General features: G+C 59.1%; 16 protein-coding genes. 1 reads left to right on the top strand and 15 read right to left on the bottom strand.

Translation table 11 applies throughout. The features are described 5' to 3' along the window. Positions 1-4: 4 nt before the first annotated feature. The 4 genes from menH to PGR09_RS13715 form a co-directional block, all read right to left on the bottom strand. The gene (gene menH / locus PGR09_RS13730) at positions 5-763 is read right to left on the bottom strand and encodes a 2-succinyl-6-hydroxy-2,4-cyclohexadiene-1-carboxylate synthase (protein ID WP_315711241.1); all 759 of its coding nucleotides are present in this window, start codon (positions 761-763) and stop codon (positions 5-7) included. Further along, positions 760-2,430 carry a 2-succinyl-5-enolpyruvyl-6-hydroxy-3-cyclohexene-1-carboxylic-acid synthase gene (menD, locus tag PGR09_RS13725; RefSeq protein ID WP_047043274.1) on the bottom strand — a complete coding sequence of 557 codons (1,671 nt, stop codon included), beginning with the start codon at positions 2,428-2,430 and terminating at the stop codon, positions 760-762. Before menD ends, menH begins: the two co-directional genes overlap by 4 nt. A 76-nt stretch (positions 2,431-2,506) precedes the next feature. Further along, positions 2,507-3,802 (bottom strand): isochorismate synthase MenF, encoded by a 1,296-nt coding sequence (menF, locus tag PGR09_RS13720; protein ID WP_430916231.1) that lies wholly within the window; start codon positions 3,800-3,802, stop codon positions 2,507-2,509. Between the two features lie 173 nt (positions 3,803-3,975). Then, a complete protein-coding gene (locus PGR09_RS13715) occupies positions 3,976-4,437 on the bottom strand; it encodes a GNAT family N-acetyltransferase (RefSeq protein WP_047043277.1) in 462 nt (153 codons plus the stop codon). 56 nt (positions 4,438-4,493) lie between these two features. Here PGR09_RS13715 and rnz point away from each other — a divergent pair, with 56 nt between their 5' ends. After that, positions 4,494-5,414 carry a ribonuclease Z gene (rnz, locus tag PGR09_RS13710; protein ID WP_015706158.1) on the top strand — a complete coding sequence of 307 codons (921 nt, stop codon included), beginning with the start codon at positions 4,494-4,496 and terminating at the stop codon, positions 5,412-5,414. A 56-nt stretch (positions 5,415-5,470) separates the two neighbouring features. On the opposite strand, the gene nuoN is transcribed toward rnz, so the two are convergent. The 11 genes from nuoN to nuoC all read right to left on the bottom strand — a co-directional run bounded on the left by nuoN (position 5,471) and on the right by nuoC (position 19,354). Beyond that, positions 5,471-6,928 (bottom strand): NADH-quinone oxidoreductase subunit NuoN, encoded by a 1,458-nt coding sequence (gene nuoN / locus PGR09_RS13705; protein ID WP_015365594.1) that lies wholly within the window; start codon positions 6,926-6,928, stop codon positions 5,471-5,473. Between the two features lie 6 nt (positions 6,929-6,934). After that, positions 6,935-8,464 carry an NADH-quinone oxidoreductase subunit M gene (gene nuoM / locus PGR09_RS13700; protein WP_015365593.1) on the bottom strand — a complete coding sequence of 510 codons (1,530 nt, stop codon included), beginning with the start codon at positions 8,462-8,464 and terminating at the stop codon, positions 6,935-6,937. Positions 8,465-8,715: 251 nt separating this feature from the next. Beyond that, positions 8,716-10,557: an NADH-quinone oxidoreductase subunit L gene (gene nuoL / locus PGR09_RS13695; RefSeq protein WP_430916230.1), complete on the bottom strand. Its 1,842-nt coding sequence runs from the start codon at positions 10,555-10,557 to the stop codon at positions 8,716-8,718. Beyond that, positions 10,554-10,856 (bottom strand): NADH-quinone oxidoreductase subunit NuoK, encoded by a 303-nt coding sequence (gene nuoK, locus PGR09_RS13690; RefSeq protein ID WP_004865088.1) that lies wholly within the window; start codon positions 10,854-10,856, stop codon positions 10,554-10,556. The genes nuoL and nuoK overlap by 4 nt, the downstream gene beginning before the upstream one ends. Beyond that, a complete protein-coding gene (nuoJ, locus tag PGR09_RS13685; protein WP_015365591.1) occupies positions 10,853-11,407 on the bottom strand; it encodes an NADH-quinone oxidoreductase subunit J in 555 nt (184 codons plus the stop codon). Before nuoJ ends, nuoK begins: the two co-directional genes overlap by 4 nt. An 11-nt stretch (positions 11,408-11,418) precedes the next feature. Next, complete coding sequence (nuoI, locus tag PGR09_RS13680) at positions 11,419-11,961, bottom strand: NADH-quinone oxidoreductase subunit NuoI (RefSeq protein WP_015365590.1); 543 nt, start codon at positions 11,959-11,961, stop codon at positions 11,419-11,421. A gap of 14 nt (positions 11,962-11,975) precedes the next feature. After that, positions 11,976-12,953 carry an NADH-quinone oxidoreductase subunit NuoH gene (gene nuoH / locus PGR09_RS13675; protein WP_015365589.1) on the bottom strand — a complete coding sequence of 326 codons (978 nt, stop codon included), beginning with the start codon at positions 12,951-12,953 and terminating at the stop codon, positions 11,976-11,978. Continuing rightward, positions 12,950-15,676, bottom strand: a complete 2,727-nt coding sequence (nuoG, locus tag PGR09_RS13670; protein WP_047078305.1) for an NADH-quinone oxidoreductase subunit NuoG — start codon at positions 15,674-15,676, stop codon at positions 12,950-12,952. Before nuoG ends, nuoH begins: the two co-directional genes overlap by 4 nt. Positions 15,677-15,708: 32 nt before the next feature. Then, the gene (gene nuoF / locus PGR09_RS13665) at positions 15,709-17,046 is read right to left on the bottom strand and encodes an NADH-quinone oxidoreductase subunit NuoF (RefSeq protein WP_045391464.1); all 1,338 of its coding nucleotides are present in this window, start codon (positions 17,044-17,046) and stop codon (positions 15,709-15,711) included. Continuing rightward, a complete protein-coding gene (gene nuoE / locus PGR09_RS13660) occupies positions 17,043-17,543 on the bottom strand; it encodes an NADH-quinone oxidoreductase subunit NuoE (RefSeq protein WP_015365586.1) in 501 nt (166 codons plus the stop codon). The genes nuoF and nuoE overlap by 4 nt, the downstream gene beginning before the upstream one ends. Before the next feature lie 2 nt (positions 17,544-17,545). After that, complete coding sequence (gene nuoC / locus PGR09_RS13655) at positions 17,546-19,354, bottom strand: NADH-quinone oxidoreductase subunit C/D (protein ID WP_015365585.1); 1,809 nt, start codon at positions 19,352-19,354, stop codon at positions 17,546-17,548. Positions 19,355-19,422: the final 68 nt, after the last annotated feature.

Here is a 19,422-nt window from a genome sequence, read left to right as displayed (position 1 = left end):
TCAGTTAACTTGCCAGAATCTGCGCCAGACAGGCAATCACCGCCGAGGGGTTGTCCCGGTGCGCGTTGTGTCCGGCATGGTGAATGATATGGGTATCGGCGGCGAGCGCTTGCGCGATAGCGCGAAACTTCGCGTCGCGTTCGCCGCACAGGTAGTGAAAAGGAAAATCGCGAGCCTGCAGAGACGGGCGCAAATCGGCCTGCCGGGCAAGGGAGGTCGCCTCCAGCATCGCCGCCAGCGTAGCGCCGTTATTGTGGCGACGTAGGGCGACCAGCGACGCGCGCTGCGCCGCATTCAGCGAAGCGAAGACCGGCTGCTGATACCAGTCGGCGAAGACCTGCGCTAACGGCTCGCGGCGAAAGCGTTCCGCCCAGGCGCTATCATTGCCGCGCCGGGCCTGCCGCGACGCTTCATCCTGCAGGCCCGGATGTCCGCCCTCGACGATCAGGCCGCGCAGGCCCGCGCGCGGCTGGCAGGCGAAGTTCATCGCCACCCGGCCGCCCAGGGAGTAGCCAACCAGCCAGTAATCCAGGATGTTGTAACTATTTAGCGTAGATTGCAGTAATTCGCTGACCCCAGCAAAGCCATCGACCGCGATATCCGCCGAGCCACCGTGTCCCGGCAGATCGAGATACAGCCGCGGCCAGGCCGGAAACGCTTCGCCAACCGTACGCCACTCGTCGCGGTCTCCGGAAAAGCCGTGCAGGAATACCAGCCAGGGATAACCCGGCTGGCCGCTTTCAACCGCCGCGTTGAGCGTCACAGCCGGCTTACCTGCGCCAGCAGTTGCTGGAGAGTCTGCGTACCGTCGGTCTCGTTAACCGCCAGCTCAATCACCGTCGCTCCGGCGCGGCGCCACGCGCCTGCCATCGCCTCATCCAGCGACTGCCAGTCATCAGGGCGGTGATAAGCCAGACCGAACATCGCCGCCGCGTGGCTGAAATCCACGTCCTGCGGCATTAAATAGAACTGACGCCTCTCGTCCTGCGGCGTCGGCAGCATAGAGAAAATCTGCCCGCCGTTATTATTGACCACGACCAGCACCAGCGGCGCCGAAGCCTGGCGCAGCAGGGCCAGCGAGTTGAGATCGTATAACGCCGAAAGATCGCCGACGATCGCAAGCGTAGGCCGGGCGCTCGCGCGCTGCACGCCGGCGGCTGTCGCCAGTAGGCCATCGATGCCGCTGGCGCCGCGATTACTATAGACCGGATAACCCGCCGGCAGTTGCCCCAGCGCGTCTATCAGGCGTACCACTAAACTGTTGCCAACAAACAGCTGTCCCTGATCCGGCAAATAGCGCCGAATGCGCTGCGCCAGCTGCGCTTCGCCAAAGGGCTCGTTGCTGGCGACCGCGGCCTGCCACGCCTGCCCGGCAAGCTGCGGGATCACCGTCGCCCACGGCTGGCGTTTCTCCGCCGGATGCAGTTCGAGCCAGCGCTCAACGCTTGAGAGCAGACGGCGACCGCGGTGCTGCGCCGGATCGAGGCGACCGCGCAGATTATCCACCAGCCAGTATTCATCCGGCTCGCAGGTCGCCTGCCACTGGAGCACGCGTTTGCCGGTCAGACTGCTACCGAGTTGCACGACGATTTGCGCCTGCGCCAGTTCGCTGACCGCTTTACCGTTTCCCAGCCACAGGTCGGCGCACGGCAACGGCTGCCCGGTCTGCGACAGGACATCGCCAATCAGCGGCCAGCCGAGGGTTTGCGCCCATTCGGCCACTTTTTTACCTTCCGCGGCGCTCATCCTGCCCGCGACTACTACGCCGCGTTTTTGCCGCCAGAAGAACCAGTCGCGCTGTTTCTCACTCTCCATCTGCAGCGCCTGACGCAACCAGGGTTTATCGCTCTGCCACCAGTTGCCGAGCTGCTGTTGCCACTCCAGCCCGCTATCGTCCATATCGCCATATAGCGGCTCAGCGAACGGGCAGTTGATATGCACCCCGCCGGCATGCAGCTCGCCCAGCGCCTGATCGATGGTCGAGACCAACCAGCGGGCGGAAATATCCTGCGAAGGACGCGGTAAAGAAACGGTCTGCGCAGGATGAGAAGCAAACATTCCCGGTTGGCGGATGGCCTGATTGGCGCCGCAGTCGATAAGCTCCGGCGGGCGGTCGGCGGTCAGCAGGATCAGTTTTTCACCCGTCAGGCCCGCTTCAATCAGCGCCGGATAGAGATTCGCGGTCGCGGTTCCGGAGGTGACAATCACCGCCACCGGCTGGCGGCTGGCCTTCGCCAGTCCCAGTGCCAGGTGACCAAGGCCACGTTCGTCAAAATGAGTGTGATGAATAAAAGCGCGGTTTTCCGCCGCCGCCAGGGTTAAGGGCGTCGAGCGCGAGCCTGGGGCAATGCAAATGTGCTGCACGCCATGGCGGGTTAAAGCTTCAAGGATCACCGCCGCCCAGCGTCGGTTAAATGCGCTTACTGACATGAAATTGTCCGGTATCAAATATTGATGCTAAGTATAGATAAGGCAGAGTTGCGTCGTTTTGATATACGTCGTCTCTCTACGTTTCTGAAAGTAATAACGTTCGTAGTCCCGCCGCTTTATTTTCTATTTCTTGCCACTCCTGCTGCGGGTCAGATCCGCTGACAATACCGGCCCCGGCATACAGCCGCAGGGTGTCGTTTTCGACTTTTGCCGAGCGCAGCGCCACGCAAAACTCGCTTTGCGCCAGTGAAAGATAACCTGCGGAGCCGGCATACCATTCGCGGGCGAAAGGCTCATGACGGCGGATGAAAGCCAGCGCCGCCTGGCGCGGTAGCCCCGCCACCGCCGCGGTAGGCTGCAGCTGCAGCAAGCAGCGGCTATCGTCGGGCTCGGCCAGTTCGCTCCAGATACAGCGCCGCAGATGCTGCACCTTGCGCAGGCGTACGACCTGCGGCGGCAGAATGTCAAGCGTCGGCGACTCGCCCTGCAAACGCTGGCAGATATCCTCCACCACCAGCATATTCTCCCGCTGGTTTTTATCGTCTTTCATTAGCCAATCGGCCAACTGCTGCGCCCGGGCGTCATCGTGATGGTTAGCGACGGTGCCCGCCAGCGCTTCGGTGCGCAGCAGCGCGCCGCGTCGCCGCCATAGCCGTTCCGGCGTGGAGCCGAGAAACGCCTGCTGCGGGCTAAAGGCCATCAGGAAGTGGAAACAGTTAAGATTGCTGCGCCGACTGGCCGCCATAATGGCAAACGCCTGCAGCGGCGCGCTAAAGCGTAAATCCGTGACCCGCGCCAGCACAACCTTATCCATTTCGCCGGCGCCGATTGCCTGCGTCGCCTGCATAATCAGCTCGCGCCACTGCGGGTATTCCGGCGCATGCTGCTCGCTTCGCAGCGACGGCATCGATGCCGCCGTCGCCTGCTCGCTATTTAATGATTGAAGAAACGCCCGCGCGGCAGCCGCGTCATCAAGCAGCGAGGTCGCGCTATGTACCACCAGCCGTAAAGTCGCTTTACCACCCAGGCGGCGCCACTCCAGCCGCGGCAGAAACAGATTACCCTGATGAGGGTCGAACGCGTTCAGCCCGCTGATGCGCAGATCTTCCCGCCCCTGCGCACATAAAAAACCATGCGCCGCGGACAAGGAGGCAAAGGTGGTTACCGCGCCCAGCGCCGCCAGCTCTTCATCGCCGTTACGCTGCTGCCAGTAGAATTGCGGCCAGCACGGCTGATGCGCACACCACAGTAACGGGTCGAAGGCGTCGTTTAACGGGAATGGGATATCAAAAATTCGCGTGCCGGGTGACGGAGGGAAATCTTCAGCCAGGCAGCCCAACAGGCTTTCCAGCGCGGTGGAAACAGACAGCACGCGAACCTCCACGAAATTAAAACCCCCACATTATAAAGGGTAGCTGCGATAAATAGCAGTACCCATCATGAGGGAGCGAACCTTAACAGGCACGGCGAACGCCAGCCACTGGATTCGCTACAGGAGGAAAAGTATAGATAATTGATAGCGATACGCTATTACTATTTAGCTTCTTAATGAGTTGTGATGTCACGCGCCATACCGATATGGGCAATCCCGTCTTCATCGTATACGTCCGTCACCGGCACAAAACCAAAGCTGGCATAAAATTTCTGCAAATGCGCCTGCGCTCCCAGATAAATCGCCTTCTGCGGCCAGTTCTGCCGGCAGCTGGCCAGCGCCTGCTCCATCAGCTGGTAGCCCAGCTTCTCGCCGCGCACGGTCGGGCTGACGATAACCCGGCCGATCACCACCGGTTCGAACTCCTCTTCGCTTTTGAGGATCCGCGCATAGGCCACCAGCTCGCCGTCGCGCCAGCCGAGCAGATGACGGTTCTCACCGACTAAATCATCGCCGTCGATATCCTGATAGACGCAGTGTTGTTCGACGACAAACACCGCGCTGCGCAGCTTCAGCAAGGCGTACAGTTGGGCAACGGTGAGCTCACTGTGATGTAAATCCTGCCAGGTCATCATTTGTTACTCCTTATTGATATACTGATGCTTTACCACTCGCCTGAGGACACTGGACGATGGAATTAACATTTTTGGGGACATCCGCCGGCGTGCCGACCCGTACGCGTAATATGACGTCGATAATACTGAATTTGCAACAACCCACCAGCGCTGAAATGTGGTTGTTTGACTGCGGCGAAGGCACCCAGCATCAGTTTCTCCATACCCCTTACCACCCAGGCAAACTGAATAAAATTTTCATCACTCACCTGCACGGCGATCATCTGTTCGGCCTGCCCGGCCTGTTGTGCAGCCGCTCAATGCAGGGAAATTCGCTGCCGCTGACGGTCTACGGACCAAAAGGGATTAAAGAATTCATCGAAACCGCGCTGCGCCTGAGCGGCTCGTGGACCGATTATCCGCTCACTATCATTGAAGTCGGCCCCGGTCTGGTCTTCGACGAAGACGGCTATCGGGTCAGCGCGTACCCGCTCAGCCATCCGGTGGAGTGCTACGGCTACCGCATCGAACAGCATGACAAACCCGGAACGCTCGATGCCGCCCAACTGATTGCCGATGGCGTGCGTCCGGGGCCGCTGTTCCATCAGCTCAAGCTCGGCCAGCGCGTTGAGCTGGAAGATGGCCGGGTCATCGACGGTAGCCGCTATCTGGGACCATCGACGCCGGGTAAAACGCTGGCCATTTTTGGCGATACCGCCCCCTGTCCGCAGGCGCTGGAGATGGCGCGCGGCGCGGATGTGATGGTCCACGAAACCACCCTTGAGCAGGCGATGGCGGAGAAAGCCAATAGCCGTGGCCACTCTTCCAGTCAGCAAACCGCGGCGCTTGCCAAAGAAGCGGGGGTCGGCACGCTAATCGCCACCCACTTTAGCTCGCGCTACGATGCCGAAGGCTGCCTGCGCATGCTGGCGGAATGCCGGGAGATTTTCGCCAATACGCTACTGGCGGAGGATTTTATGGTCTATCGGCTGGCGTAAACCGCGGGCATAAAAAAACCGCCGACAAGTCGGCGGTTTTTTATTTATAGCGCAGATTACATCAGCGGCGTCGCCAGCTGTACGATGCTAATCAGCGGCTGCGGCCATACGCCGAGCACCAGCACCAGCAGCGCGGAGATCAGCACCACGATACCGCCGGCGCTGTACTGCCAGTTTGACGGCGCATCGCGGTTCAGTTGCTCCGGGGCGCTCAGGTACAGGCTGACGGCAACGCGCAGGTAGTAGTAGAGACCAATCGCCGAACCAATCACTACCGCGGCAACCAGCCACCACAGGTGCGCATGCACACCGACGGCCAGCACGTAGAACTTACCGATAAAGCCGAGGGTCATCGGAATACCGGCCAGCGACAGCATCATCACCGTCATTACCGCCGACAGGATCGGACGGTGCCAGAACAGACCGCGGTAGGAGAACAGCGAGTCAGCATCCGGACCGCGGTACGGGCTGGACATCAGGCTGACCACGCCGAACGCGCCGAGGCTGCTGAACAGATAACCGGCCAGGTAGACGCCAACGGCTTCCATCGACATTTCGCCGCTCTGCAGGGCGATTAACGCCACCAGCAGATAGCCGAGGTGGGAAATGGAAGAGTAACCGAGCAGACGCTTAATGTTGGTCTGGCTCAGCGCCATCAGGTTACCGAAGATGATAGAGGCGAAGGCGATCAGGCCCAGCACCACGCGTACCGCTTCGCTGTCGCCCACCGGCATGTACAGGAACAGACGCATCACCACGCCGAAGATGGCAATCTTGCTGGCGGTAGCCAGGAAGGTGGATACCGGCGCAGGCGCGCCCTGGTAAACATCCGGCGTCCACAGGTGGAACGGCACCAGCGACAGTTTAAAGCCAAGACCGACGATCATCAGACCGAGGCCCGCCAGCAGCAGCGGCTCGTGCAGCGCGTTGTCAGCCAGGCTCTTGCCCAGCGCGAGGAAGGACAGGTTGCCGGAGTTCGCATACACCAGCGCCATACCGAACAGCAGGAAAGACGAGGCTGCCGCGGAGAGGATGGTGTATTTGATGCTCGCTTCCAGCGAACGTTTCTGGCGGAAGGCGTAGCCGACCAGGCCGAACAACGGCAGCGAAATTAATTCGATACCGAGGAACAGCGAGGCCAGGTGATTGGCGCCGGCCAGCAGAATGCCACCCAGCGCGGCGATCAGCACCAGCAGGTAGAACTCTTCTTTATTGTCCTTGTAACCCTCAAGCCATGGGTAGGCGAAAGTACAGGTCGCGAGGCTCGCCAACAGCACCAGCCCGGTATAGAGCATCGAGTAACCGTCAACGCGGATCAGCGGGGTGACGTCCATCGCCCCGTTCTGACCGACAAACCAGAGCGAGACCAGCGCGGCGTTTAGTCCGAGAACCGACAACGTGGCATTGAGAAAATGATTGCGTCGCCACGCAATGGAGAGCATCACAACCACCACCGTCAAGCCGACGATCAGCAGCGGTAGCAGTGCGATCAGTTGTTGTGGAGTTATTGTCATGGCGAATTACGGCCTTGTAGTAGAAACAGAATTAACAAACCACTGCTGAATGTTGCTCATCGCAGCATGCGAGGTGTCGAGAATCGGCTGCGGGAAGAAGCCCAACAGCACCAGCAGCACCACCAGCAGCAGGATGATAGACAGTTCACGCAGGGACATCCCCGGCAGCTCTTTCGTCGCGATTTCGCTTTTCGCCTTACCGAAGTAGGCGCGATGCAGCATCGACAGCGAGTAAACGGAAGCGAATACCAGACCAAAGGTCGAGATAACGGTAATCACCGGCACCACTTTATAACTGCCGAACAGAATCATAAATTCGCCGACAAAGTTACCGGTGCCCGGCATCCCCAGGGTGGCGACAGCGAAGAACATCGACATCGCCGGCAGCCATTTAATTTTGCTCCACAAACCGCCCATCTGGCGCATATCGCGGGTGTGCAGACGTTCGTACAGCTGACCACACAGAATGAACAGACCCGCCGCGGACAGACCGTGGGCAATCATCTGAATCACCGCCCCTTGATAAGCCAGCTGGCTACCGGTGTAGATAGCAATCAGCACGAAGCCCATGTGGGAAACGGAGGTGTATGCAATCAGACGTTTGATATCGGTCTGGGCGAAGGCCATCCACGCGCCGTAGAAGATACCGATCACGCCCAGCCACATGGCGATTGGCGCAAACTCGGCGGAGGCGTTCGGGAACAGCGGCAGCGCAAAGCGCAGCAGACCGTAGGCCGCGGTTTTCAACAAGATGCCCGCGAGGTCGACGGAACCGGCAGTCGGCGCCTGGGAGTGGGCGTCCGGTAGCCAGCCGTGCAGCGGCACCACCGGCATTTTCACCGCGAAGGCGATGAAGAAGCCGAGCATCAGCATGTATTCCACGCCGTGCGACATCGGGGTTTTCAGCAGCTCTTCATAGTTGAAGGTCCACACGCCGGTGGCGTTGAAGTGAACGAATGCCAGCGCCAGAATGGCGATCAGCATCACCAGGCCGCTCGCCTGGGTATAGATGAAGAACTTGGTGGCCGCCGTGATACGCGTTTTACCGTCAGAGGCTTTGTGACCCCACAGCGCGATCAGGAAGTACATCGGCACCAACATCATTTCCCAGAAGAAGAAGAACAGGAACATGTCGATGGCGAGGAATACGCCGATGACGCCGCCCAGGATCCACATCAGGTTGAGGTGGAAAAAGCCCTGGTACTTTTCGATTTCGCGCCAGGAACAGAGCACCGCCAACACGCCGAGCAGGCCGGTCAGCACCACCATGAGCAGCGACAAACCGTCAATCGCCAGATGGATGCTAATGCCGAAACGTGGGATCCACGGCAGCACGAATTCCGACTGCCACTGCGGAATCCCCGCGGATTGCGTCAGAGAATAGCCGCCCTGCATCCACAGCTGCAGGCCAAGCACCAGCGTCAGTCCCATGGTAATCAGCGCAATCCAGCGCGGCAGTTTCACGCCAAAGCGTTCAGTCTGCCAGCACAGGAAGCCGCCAATAAAGGGGATTAATATCAACCAGGGTAATAACATAGCTAAGTATGTCCCTTATATTTACTCCTGCTCAGGCTATCTCACTCGTCAGCCCAAATCCCGGCAGTGCTCGCAATCCTCACGTACTTCAGTACGCTCCGGTTGCTCTGCGCTGGCGGTCTCCGGTCTGACTTCGCCGATGACGCCTGTACATCAGGAACAGATTTTCAACGAATTCTAAAAATTATTTTTGGGTTTGTAGGCCGGATAAGCGCAGCGCTATCCGGCAATCGTTCATCCAGCCAACAAACTCAACGCAGTACCATCAGCAGAGCCAGCACCACCACCGCGCCGATGCTCATTGAAGCCACATACCAGCGCAGATAGCCGTTCTCGCTCACCAGCAGACCTTTGCCTGCGAAGCGGGACAGAATCGCCGGGATATTCATCAACGAGTTCAGCGGATCGCTCTTCAGCAGCCAGGCAATACCGAGGAATGGTTTCACGAACACTTTGTCGTATAACCAGTCGAAGCCCCAGGCATGGAACCACCAGGTACCAAAGAAGCGGCCAGGCGCGCTGTTGGCGATGGAAGTCACCAGCGTACGGTTGCCCAGCCACAGCCACGCGGCGATCAGGATGCCGGCGATAGCGATAATCCCGGAGGTCATTTCCAGCGTCATCACGCTACCGTGAGCGAGCTCAGTGGTCTGCGGCAGAACGCCTTCCAGCGGCGGCACAATCAGCGCGCCAACGAAGGTGGACAGAACCAGCAGCACAATCAGCGGCAGATGGTGGGTAATCCCCTTCCCTGCGTGCGCGTGAATTTGCTCTTTACCGTGGAACACGATGAAAATCATACGGAAAGTATACAGCGAGGTCATAAAGGCGCCGACCAGGCCCGCTACCATCAGATTGATATGGCCGTTGGCCATCGCGCCAGCCAGAATCTCATCCTTACTGAAGAAGCCTGCGGTGATAAGCGGCAGAGCGGACAGCGCCGCGCCCCCCACCAGGAAGCAGACATAAACCAGCGGAATGGATTTGCGCAGGCCGCCCATCTTGAAGATGTTCTGTTCGTGATGGCAGGCGAGGATCACCGAACCGGACGACAGGAACAGCAGCGCTTTAAAGAACGCGTGCGTCATCAGGTGGAAGATCGCCGCGTCCCATGCCTGCACGCCCAGCGCGAGGAACATGTAGCCAATCTGGCTCATGGTCGAGTAAGCCAGCACGCGTTTGATGTCGGTCTGCACCAGCGCGGCGAAGCCCGCCAGCACCAGCGTGATTGCGCCAACGATACCGACCAGATGCAGCACTTCCGGCGTCATCAGGAACAGGCCGTGGGTACGGGCAATCAGGTACACGCCCGCGGTCACCATGGTAGCGGCGTGGATCAGCGCAGAGACCGGCGTCGGGCCCGCCATCGCATCGGCAAGCCACGTTTGCAGCGGCAGCTGAGCGGATTTACCGACCGCGCCGCCGAGCAGCATCAGCGTCGCCCACTGCAGCGTGGTGCTGCCGTTAGCGAAGTGCTGCGGCGCCAGCTCAACCATTTCACGGAAGTTCAGGGTGCCCAGTTCGTTATAAAGAATGAACAGCGCGAAGGCGAGGAACACGTCGCCGACGCGGGTGACCACGAACGCTTTCATCGCCGCGGCGTTGTTCTTCGGATCGGTGTAGTAGAAACCGATCAGCAGGTAAGAACAGAGACCCACGCCTTCCCAACCCAGGTACATCAACAGCAGGTTATCGGCCAGCACCAGAACGACCATGCTGGCGATAAACAGGTTGGTGTAAGCGAAGAAGCGAGAGTAGCCCTCTTCGCCGCGCATGTACCAGGAGGCGAACATGTGGATCAGGAAGCCGACGCCGGTAACCACGGAGAGCATGGTCAGAGACAGGCCATCCAGCACCAGGTTGAAGCCGATGTTGAAATCACCGACCGACATCCAGTTCCACAGCGGTACGCTGACCGCCTGTTTGCCGTTAGCGAAAAAGTCGACGCCGACGTACGCCGTCACCAGCGCCGCCAGGCCTACCGAGCCCATCCCAACGGTGGCGGAAAGATTTTCCGACCAGCGTCCGCGGGAGAAGGCCAGCAGCACAAAGCCAATCAATGGCAGAAGAATGGTTAAGGCAAGCATGTTCATCCACGCAACTCACTTACTGAATCGATGTTCAGGTTCTGGCGGCGACGATGGAGCTGCAGCAGCAGCGCCAGACCGATACTCGCTTCCGCAGCCGCGAGGCTGATAGCGAGGATATACATAATCTGACCATCAGTCTGGCCCCAGTAGCTTCCCGCGACCACGAATGCCAGCGCGGCGGCGTTAATCATGATTTCCAGGCTAATCAGCATAAATAGCAGATTGCGGCGGATCACAAGACCAGTCAGGCCGAGCACAAACAGGATGGCGGCCAGGATCAGTCCATGTGTTAAGGGGATCATGCGTGTTCCTCCGTTTTTCTTTTGTCGCTGTCGTTCACGCGGTTGCTCAGCACCTCACCGGCGCGCTCTTCGCGGCCAATGTGGAAGGCGACAACCAGGCCCGCCAGCAGCAGCATGGAGGCCAGCTCCACCGCCAGGACGTACGGCCCAAACAGCGCAATACCCACTTCTTTGGCGTTGATCGCCGCGCCGTCGATACCCTGGTCATTGATGCCCAGGATGGCGTAAACGATAACCACCAGCAGCACCGCGGAAAGGATGGCCGGGCCAATCCAGATCCCCGGCTGCAGCCATTTGCGTTCCTGTTCGATCTCGGTGCCGCCAAGGTTGAGCATCATCACCACGAACACGAACAGCACCATAATGGCCCCGGCGTAAACGATGATTTCCAGCGCACCGGCGAAGTAAGCGCCCAGCGAGAAAAACACCCCGGCAATCGCTAACAGCGAAATGATCAGGTACAACAACGCGTGCACCGGATTGGTGTGGGTGACGACCCGCAAGGTTGCGAGGATGGCTATCAGGCCACAGATATAAAAAGCGAATTCCATTGCCCCTCTCCTTACGGTAACAGGCTCTTGACGTCGATTGGCTTAGCTTCGTTTTCCGCTTCGCCCTTATCTTTGCCGTCGATTGCCATACCCGCCATCCGGTAGAAGTTATATTCCGGGTATTTGCCCGGACCGGAAATCAGCAGATCCTCTTTTTCGTACACCAGATCCTGACGTTTGTATTCGCCCAGTTCGAAGTCCGGGGTCAACTGAATCGCCGTGGTCGGGCACGCTTCTTCGCACAGGCCGCAGAAAATGCAGCGTGAGAAGTTGATGCGGAAGAACTCCGGGTACCAGCGGCCGTCTTTGGTCTCTGCTTTCTGCAGAGAAATACAGCCAACCGGGCAGGCTACCGCACACAGGTTACAGGCAACGCAGCGCTCTTCACCGTCCGGATCGCGCGTCAGCACGATACGGCCACGATAGCGCGGCGGCAGATATACCGGCTCTTCCGGGTACATCTGAGTTTCACGTTTGGCGAAGGCGTGCATCCCGATCATGCAAATACTGCGGACCTGGGTGCCGAACCCTACCAATAATTCTTTTAAGGTCATGTTCAATTCACCCCTTATTGCGCCTGCCAGAGAATGACAGCCGCCGTTACCAACAAGTTGACCAGCGTTAACGGCAGGCATACCTTCCAGCCAAAGGACATTACCTGGTCATAACGCGGACGCGGTAATGATGCGCGGATCAAAATGAACATCATCATGAAGAACGCGGTTTTCAGCGCGAACCAGATGAAAGGCGGTAACCACGGGCCATTCCAGCCGCCGAAGAACAGCGTAACGATCAGCGCTGAGACGGTGACGATACCGATGTATTCACCGACGAAGAACAGACCGAATTTCATACCGGAATATTCAATGTGGTAACCATCGGCCAGTTCCTGCTCCGCTTCCGGCTGGTCGAACGGGTGACGGTGACACACCGCCACGCCGGCGATGGCGAAAGTCACGAAGCCGAAGAACTGCGGGATGACGTTCCACAGATGCGCCTGGTTGTTGACGATATCGGTCATGTTGAATGACCCCGCCTGCGCCACCACGCCCATCAGGGAGAGACCAAGGAACACTTCGTAGCTCAACGTTTGTGCGGAAGCACGCATCGCCCCCAGCAGCGAGTATTTGTTGTTGCTCGACCAACCGGCGAACAGGACCGCGTAAACCGCCAGGCCTGCCATCATCAGGAAGAACAGAATACCGATGTTCAGATCGGCGACCACCCACGACGGGCTAACCGGCACGATAGCAAAGGCCAGCAGCAACGAGGTAAAGGCGATAACCGGCGCCAGAGTAAAGATCACGCGATCGGAGAAGCGCGGGATCCAGTCCTCTTTGAAGAACATCTTGATCATGTCGGCGACCAGCTGCAGCGAACCGCCCCAGCCCACGCGGTTAGGTCCGTAGCGGTTCTGGAACAGGCCGAGCAGACGACGCTCGCCGAAGCTCATGAACGCGCCGCAGGTGACGACCACCAGCAGAATGACCACGGCCTTCAGGATGCTTAACAGAATGTCGATAAGATCCGGCGTTAACCAACTCATGCTTGCGCCTCCTGCAGTGAATCAATACGCGCCCCGGCCAGTACCGGCGCGATGCCCGGCATGCCCATCGGTAAGCCAACCTGTCCCGCGGCCAGTCCTTCAGAAATAACCAGCGGCAGACTCAGCGTCTGGCCTTCTACGCTGAAGGAAACCATCGCTCCGGCGTTGACGCCAAGCTTTGCGGCATCCGCCGGGTTCAGCTTGATGTACGGCTCAGGCATCCGGCTCTGGAACACCGGAGAGCGCTGAGACAGCTCATCGCTGCCAAACAGGTGGTAGTAAGGCGCGATACGCCATTTGCCCTCTTCCGCGTGGAAGCTGGCCGGAACCGCCGTGAAGTACTCCAGCCCGCTGGCGGAAGCTTCAATCAGACGCACGCCCGGATCGCCGTGGCGCAGTTTACCGCCCACTTCATCCTGGAATTTGTTCCATGCCTGCGGGGAGTTCCAGCCCGGCGCCCAGGCGAACGGGATCTGCGAACGCGGCGCGGACGGCTGGTTGTTCCCTTCCATTGAGAAGGCGAACATGGTGTCTTTATCCTGCGGCTGACGCGGCTCGTGCACGCTGATGTTAGCGCGCATCGCCGTGCGGCCGCTGTAGCGGTGCGGTTCACGCGCCAGCTTCTGGCCGCGAATGCGGAAGGTCGCATCCGGCGCGGCATCTTTAATGCCCGCCAGCTGCGGCAGGGCGGCAATCGCGGCATCGATGACGTGGTCCAGCTGCGTCCAGTCAACCTGACGGTTGTTAACGGTACTGTGCAGCGAATGCAGCCAGCGCCAGCTTTCCAGCATCACGGTTTTCGCGTCGTAGTAAGCCGGGTCGTAAACCTGGAAGAAGCGCTGGGCGCGGCCTTCGTTGTTCACCACGGTACCGTCGCTTTCCGCAAAGCTTGCCGCGGAGAGCACCAGGTGCGCTTTGTCCATAATCGCGGTGCGCTGATGGTCAACCACCATCACCAGCGGCGCTTTCGCAAGCGCTGCGTCGACGCGCGCGGCGGAAGCATGACGGTGCAGGTCGTTTTCCAGCACGATAACCGCGTCTGCGGCGCCGCTTTCCAGTTCGTCCAGCGCCTCTTCAAGCGAGCCGCCACCGATCATGCCCAGACCGACGCTGTTCACCGCGCGGGCAACCATCGTGATGCCAACATCGGCGCCGCGGCCTTTCAACGCTTTCGCCACGTTAGCGGCAGCCTGAATGATTTCCATGCTGCCGGCGTTAGTGCCGGAGATAATCAGCGGTTTTTTCGCCCCGGCCAGCGCCTGAACGATCACATCGACTTTACCCTGCAGGTCATGGCTCAGGCCATCAACCGCCGGCGCGCTGTCATCCAGCGCATGGGCGATAGCGAAGCCCAGACGCGCCTGATCTTCCACCGGCGCGCGGTAAGTCCACGCCGCGATGTCATCCAGACGCGTGTCGTCGATATTAGTGACAAATAACGGATGCTTGGCGCGCTGTCCGATGTTGAGAATTGCCGCAATCTGCCAGTCGGCCACTTTCTGCGCCGCCGCCATTTCACGTGCTTTCCCTTTCACCGCCTGGCGTACTGCCAGGGCAACGCGCGCGCCGGTCTGGGTAATGTCTTCGCCCAGCACCAGTACCGCATCGTAGGATTCGATATCGCGCAGCGTCGGGGTATGGATCCCGCCTTCACGCAGCACTTTAAGCATCATCTGCAGGCGCGCTTGTTCGCCTTTAGCGATGCCGGTATAGAAGTTTTCGCTACCGACCAGCTCACGCAGCGCGAAGTTGCTTTCAATGCTGGCGCGCGGAGAACCGATACCAATGACTTTCTTCGACTGACGCAGGATATCCGCCGCCCCCTGCATCGCCTGTTCGGCGTTGAGCGCGATCAGATCGTCGCCGCGGCGCTGAACCGGCTGACGCGGACGATCTTTGAGGTTTACGTAGCCATAGCCGAAACGACCGCGGTCGCAGAGGAAGTAGCGGTTAACGGTACCGTTATAGCGGTTTTCGATACGACGCAGCTCGCCATAGCGTTCGCCAGGGCTGATGTTACAGCCAATGGAACACTGCTGGCAGATGCTCGGCGCAAACTGCATGTCCCACTTACGGTTGTAACGCTCGGAGTGCGTTTTATCGGTGAAGACGCCGGTCGGGCAAACTTCAACCAGGTTACCGGAGAACTCGCTTTCCAGCGTGCCATCTTCCGGGCGGCCGAAGTAGACGTTGTCATGAGCGCCATAAACGCCCAGATCGGTGCCGTCGGCATAATCTTTATAGTAGCGAACGCAGCGGTAGCAGGCGATGCAGCGGTTCATTTCGTGAGAAATAAATGGCCCCAGATCCTGGTTGCGGTGGGTACGCTTGGTGAAACGATAGCGGCGGAAGCTATGACCGGTCATGACCGTCATATCCTGCAGGTGGCAGTTGCCGCCCTCTTCGCAGACCGGGCAATCGTGCGGGTGGTTGGTCATCAGCCACTCCACCACGCTTTCGCGGAACTGCTTCGCTTCGCCGTCGTCAATAGAAATAAAGGTGCCGTCGGATGCCGGAGTCATACAGGACATCACCAGGCGACCACGCGTGTCTTCCGCGTTCTGATATTGCTTCACCGCACACTGGCGGCAAGCACCGACGCTCCCTAGCGCCGGGTGCCAGCAAAAGTATGGAATATCAAGACCAAGAGAGAGACAAGCCTCTAGCAGGTTGTCCGCTCCGTTGACCTCGTATTCTTTGCCGTCTACATGAATCGTAGCCATTTGCGTGCTTCCAAAAATAAAAAACCTTTAGATTACCAGCGCGTCTTAAGCAGGTTCGGCTGAATACCGTTAATTGCATGGGTATTGCTGAACTGCTGCTTAATGCCAGCCTCGAATTCTTCGCGGAAATATTTGATAGCGCTCTGCAGCGGTTCAACCGCGCCCGGCGCGTGCGCGCAGAAGGTTTTACCCGGCCCGAGGAATCGACACAGTTGCTCAAGGGTTTCGATGTCGCCAGGCTGGCCTTCGCCGCGCTCCAGGGCGCGCAGGATCTTCACGCTCCACGGCAGACCGTCGCGGCAAGGCGTACACCAGCCGCAGGATTCACGGGCAAAAAATTCTTCGAGGTTGCGCACCAGCGGAACCATGCCGATCTCGTGGTCGACGGCCATCGCCAGCGCGGTGCCCAGACGGCTCCCTGCCTTACCAATGCTTTCAAACTCCATCGGCAAATCGAGGTGCGCTTCGGTCAGGAAGTCGGTACCGGCGCCGCCCGGCTGCCAGGCTTTAAACTTCAGGCCATCGCGCATGCCGCCAGCGTAATCTTCGAGGATCTCGCGCGCGGTGGTGCCGAACGGCAGTTCCCAGACGCCCGGATTCTTCACGCGCCCGGAGAAGCCCATCAGCTTGGTGCCGGCATCTTTGCTGGTTGAAATATTCTGGTACCACTCCACGCCGTTGGCGAGAATGGCTGGCACGTTGCACAGGGTTTCAACGTTGTTGACGCAGGTCGGTTTGCCCCATACGCCCGAGCTCGCCGGGAACGGTGGCTTGGAGCGCGGGTTCGCGCGGCGGCCTTCCAGCGAGTTGATAAGCGCCGTCTCTTCACCGCAGATATAGCGCCCTGCCCCGGTATGCACGAACAGCTCGAAGTCAAAACCGGTGCCGAGGATATTTTTCCCCAACAGGCCCGCTTCGGTGGCTTCGGCGATCGCACGACGCAGATGCTGCGCCGCTTCGATATATTCGCCGCGCAGGAAGATGTAACCGCGGTAGGCCTTCAGCGCAAAGGCGGAGATCAGCATACCTTCCACCAGCAGGTGCGGCAGCTGTTCCATCAGCAGACGGTCTTTATAGGTGCCCGGTTCCATTTCATCAGCGTTACACAGCAGGTAACGGATGTTCATGGACTCGTCTTTCGGCATCAGGCTCCACTTCAGACCGGTGGAAAAGCCCGCGCCGCCGCGCCCTTTCAGGCCGGCGTCTTTTACCGCATTGACGATTTCATCCGGCGCCATGCCGCCTAAGGCCTTGCGCGCCCCTTCATAACCGTTTTTGCTGCGATACTCGTCCAGCCACACCGGCTGCTTGTCATCGCGCAGACGCCAGGTTAATGGATGCGTTTCGGCAGTACGAATAATGGTTTTCATTTATACCGCTCCAGGAGGTCAGGAATCGCTTCCGGCGTCAGATAACTGTGCGTGTCGTCATCAATCATCATGGTCGGCCCCTTGTCGCAGTTGCCAAGGCAACAGGTCGGCAGCAGCGTGAAGCGGCCATCAAAGGTGGTTTGACCCGGTTTGATGTCCAGCTTTTTCTCGATAGCCGACTGGATCCCCTGGAAGCCGGTGATATGGCACACCACGCTGTCGCAGTAGCGGATCACGTGACGGCCAACCGGCTGGCGGAAGATCTGGCTATAGAATGTCGCCACGCCTTCGACGTCGCTTGCCGGGATCCCCAGCACATCGGCGATCGCATAGATCGCGCCATCCGGCACCCAGCCGCGCTGTTTTTGAACAATTTTCAGCGCTTCGATGGACGCCGCACGCGGGTCTTCGTAGTGGTGCTTCTCGTGCTCAATAGCCTCACGCTCTGCCGCACTCAGCTCAAAAGCCTCGGTTTGTGGTTGTTGATTCTCGTGCATAATTAGCGGTCCACGTCTGACATAACAAAATCGATACTACCCAGATAGACGATAAGGTCGGATACCAGGCTGCCGCGGATCGCCGCCGGGATCTGCTGCAGGTGCGCATAGCTCGGGGTACGAATACGGGTACGGTAGCTCATGGTGCTGCCGTCGCTGGTCAGGTAGTAACTGTTAATCCCCTTCGTCGCTTCAACCATCTGGAAGGATTCGTTGGCCGGCATCACCGGACCCCAGGAAACCTGCAGGAAGTGAGTAATCAGGGTCTCAATGTGCTGCAGCGTGCGCTCTTTCGGCGGCGGCGTGGTCAGCGGGTGATCCGCTTTGAACGGGCCTTCCGGCATATTATCGAGGCACTGCTGGAGAATGCGCAGGCTCTGGCGCAGCTCTTCCACTTTTAGCATCACGCGGGTGTAGCAGTCGGAAACGCCGCCGCCGGTCGGGATTTCAAAGTCGAAGTTTTCGTAGCCAGAATAAGGACGCCATTTACGCACGTCGAAGCCGATACCTGTCGCGCGCAGACCTGCGCCGGTGGTGCCCCACTCCAGCGCTTCTTTCGCGGTGTAGGCAGCAACGCCTTTCGAGCGGCCAATCAGAATGGTGTTGCGCAGCGCGGCTTTCTCATAGGAATCCAGGCGCTTCGGCATCCACTCAAGGAATTCGCGCAGCAGGCGATCCCATCCGCGCGGCAGGTCGTGGGCGACGCCGCCGATGCGGAACCACGCCGGGTGCATACGGAAACCGGTGATCGCTTCGACCAGATCGTAGATTTTCTGACGGTCGGTAAAGGCGAAGAAGACCGGCGTCATCGCGCCGACGTCCTGAATAAAGGTCGAGATATACAGCAGGTGGCTGTTGATGCGGAACAGTTCGGACAGCATCACGCGGATCACGTTCACGCGATCCGGCACGGTGATCCCGGCCAGTTTTTCCACCGCCAGTACGTACGGCATCTCGTTGACGCAGCCGCCGAGGTATTCAATACGGTCGGTGTAAGGGATGTAGCTGTGCCAGGACTGACGTTCGCCCATCTTCTCCGCGCCGCGGTGGTGGTAGCCGATATCCGGCACGCAGTCGACGATCTCTTCGCCATCCAGCTGCAGAATGATACGGAATGCGCCGTGAGCGGACGGGTGGTTCGGGCCGAGGTTGAGGAACATAAAGTCCTCGTTTTCGGTGCCGCGCTTCATGCCCCACTCTTCCGGCTTGAAGGTTAACGCTTCCATTTCCAGATCCTGCTTGGCTTTAGTCAGCTCAAACGGATCGAATTCGGTGGCGCGCGCCGGATAGTCTTTACGCAGCGGGTGGCCTTCCCAGGTCGGCGGCATCATGATGCGGCGCAGATTCGGGTGACCGTCAAAGGTCACGCCAAACATTTCCCAGGTTTCACGCTCATACCAGTTGGCGTTAGGGAAAAGTTTGGTGAAGGTCGGCAGATGCAGATCGTTTTCAGACAACGCCACCTTGAGCATGATATCGCGGTTGCGGTCTACTGAGATCAGGTGGTAGAAAACGGAAAAATCCGCGGCTGGCAAGCCATCGCGGTGCGTACGTAAACGTTCGTCCATGCCGTGCAGGTCAAACAGCATCACGTAAGGTTTTGGCAATCTCTTCAGGAAATCACCCACCTCAAGCAGCTGTTCGCGCTTCACCCACACCACCGGAACGCCGGTACGGGTAGGCTGAACGGTAAAGGCATCCGGCCCAAAACGGTTGCGCAGTTCGCCGATCACCGGGTCATCAAGGTGATCGCGGGTTTGCCAGGCTGGTGCGGCGTCATGCGCGGTTAAATCAGTCATATTGTTCACCATTGCAAAAGGTCCGTGGTGACTGCCGGGCGAGGCTTCGCTGCTTTTGTAGATTGATTTGCGAAGTCTGG

The organism is Klebsiella sp. 141251 (assembly GCF_050600725.1).
GTDB lineage: Bacteria > Pseudomonadota > Gammaproteobacteria > Enterobacterales > Enterobacteriaceae > Klebsiella > Klebsiella aerogenes.
Note: the sequence above shows the minus strand (reverse complement) of the source record. Positions and strands in the feature narration are given on the sequence as shown.

Excerpts from the sequence above, each read along its gene's own strand:
- menD (WP_047043274.1), bottom strand. The coding sequence starts at position 2,430 with ATGTCAGTAAGCGCATTTAACCGACGCTGGGCGGCGGTGATCCTTGAA.
- PGR09_RS13715 (WP_047043277.1), bottom strand. The coding sequence starts at position 4,437 with ATGATGACCTGGCAGGATTTACATCACAGTGAGCTCACCGTTGCCCAA.
- rnz (WP_015706158.1), top strand. The coding sequence starts at position 4,494 with ATGGAATTAACATTTTTGGGGACATCCGCCGGCGTGCCGACCCGTACG.
- nuoN (WP_015365594.1), bottom strand. The coding sequence starts at position 6,928 with ATGACAATAACTCCACAACAACTGATCGCACTGCTACCGCTGCTGATC.
- nuoM (WP_015365593.1), bottom strand. The coding sequence starts at position 8,464 with ATGTTATTACCCTGGTTGATATTAATCCCCTTTATTGGCGGCTTCCTG.
- nuoL (WP_430916230.1), bottom strand. The coding sequence starts at position 10,557 with ATGAACATGCTTGCCTTAACCATTCTTCTGCCATTGATTGGCTTTGTG.
- nuoK (WP_004865088.1), bottom strand. The coding sequence starts at position 10,856 with ATGATCCCCTTAACACATGGACTGATCCTGGCCGCCATCCTGTTTGTG.
- nuoJ (WP_015365591.1), bottom strand. The coding sequence starts at position 11,407 with ATGGAATTCGCTTTTTATATCTGTGGCCTGATAGCCATCCTCGCAACC.
- nuoI (WP_015365590.1), bottom strand. The coding sequence starts at position 11,961 with ATGACCTTAAAAGAATTATTGGTAGGGTTCGGCACCCAGGTCCGCAGT.
- nuoH (WP_015365589.1), bottom strand. The coding sequence starts at position 12,953 with ATGAGTTGGTTAACGCCGGATCTTATCGACATTCTGTTAAGCATCCTG.
- nuoG (WP_047078305.1), bottom strand. The coding sequence starts at position 15,676 with ATGGCTACGATTCATGTAGACGGCAAAGAATACGAGGTCAACGGAGCG.
- nuoF (WP_045391464.1), bottom strand. The coding sequence starts at position 17,046 with ATGAAAACCATTATTCGTACTGCCGAAACGCATCCATTAACCTGGCGT.
- nuoE (WP_015365586.1), bottom strand. The coding sequence starts at position 17,543 with ATGCACGAGAATCAACAACCACAAACCGAGGCTTTTGAGCTGAGTGCG.
- nuoC (WP_015365585.1), bottom strand. The coding sequence starts at position 19,354 with ATGGTGAACAATATGACTGATTTAACCGCGCATGACGCCGCACCAGCC.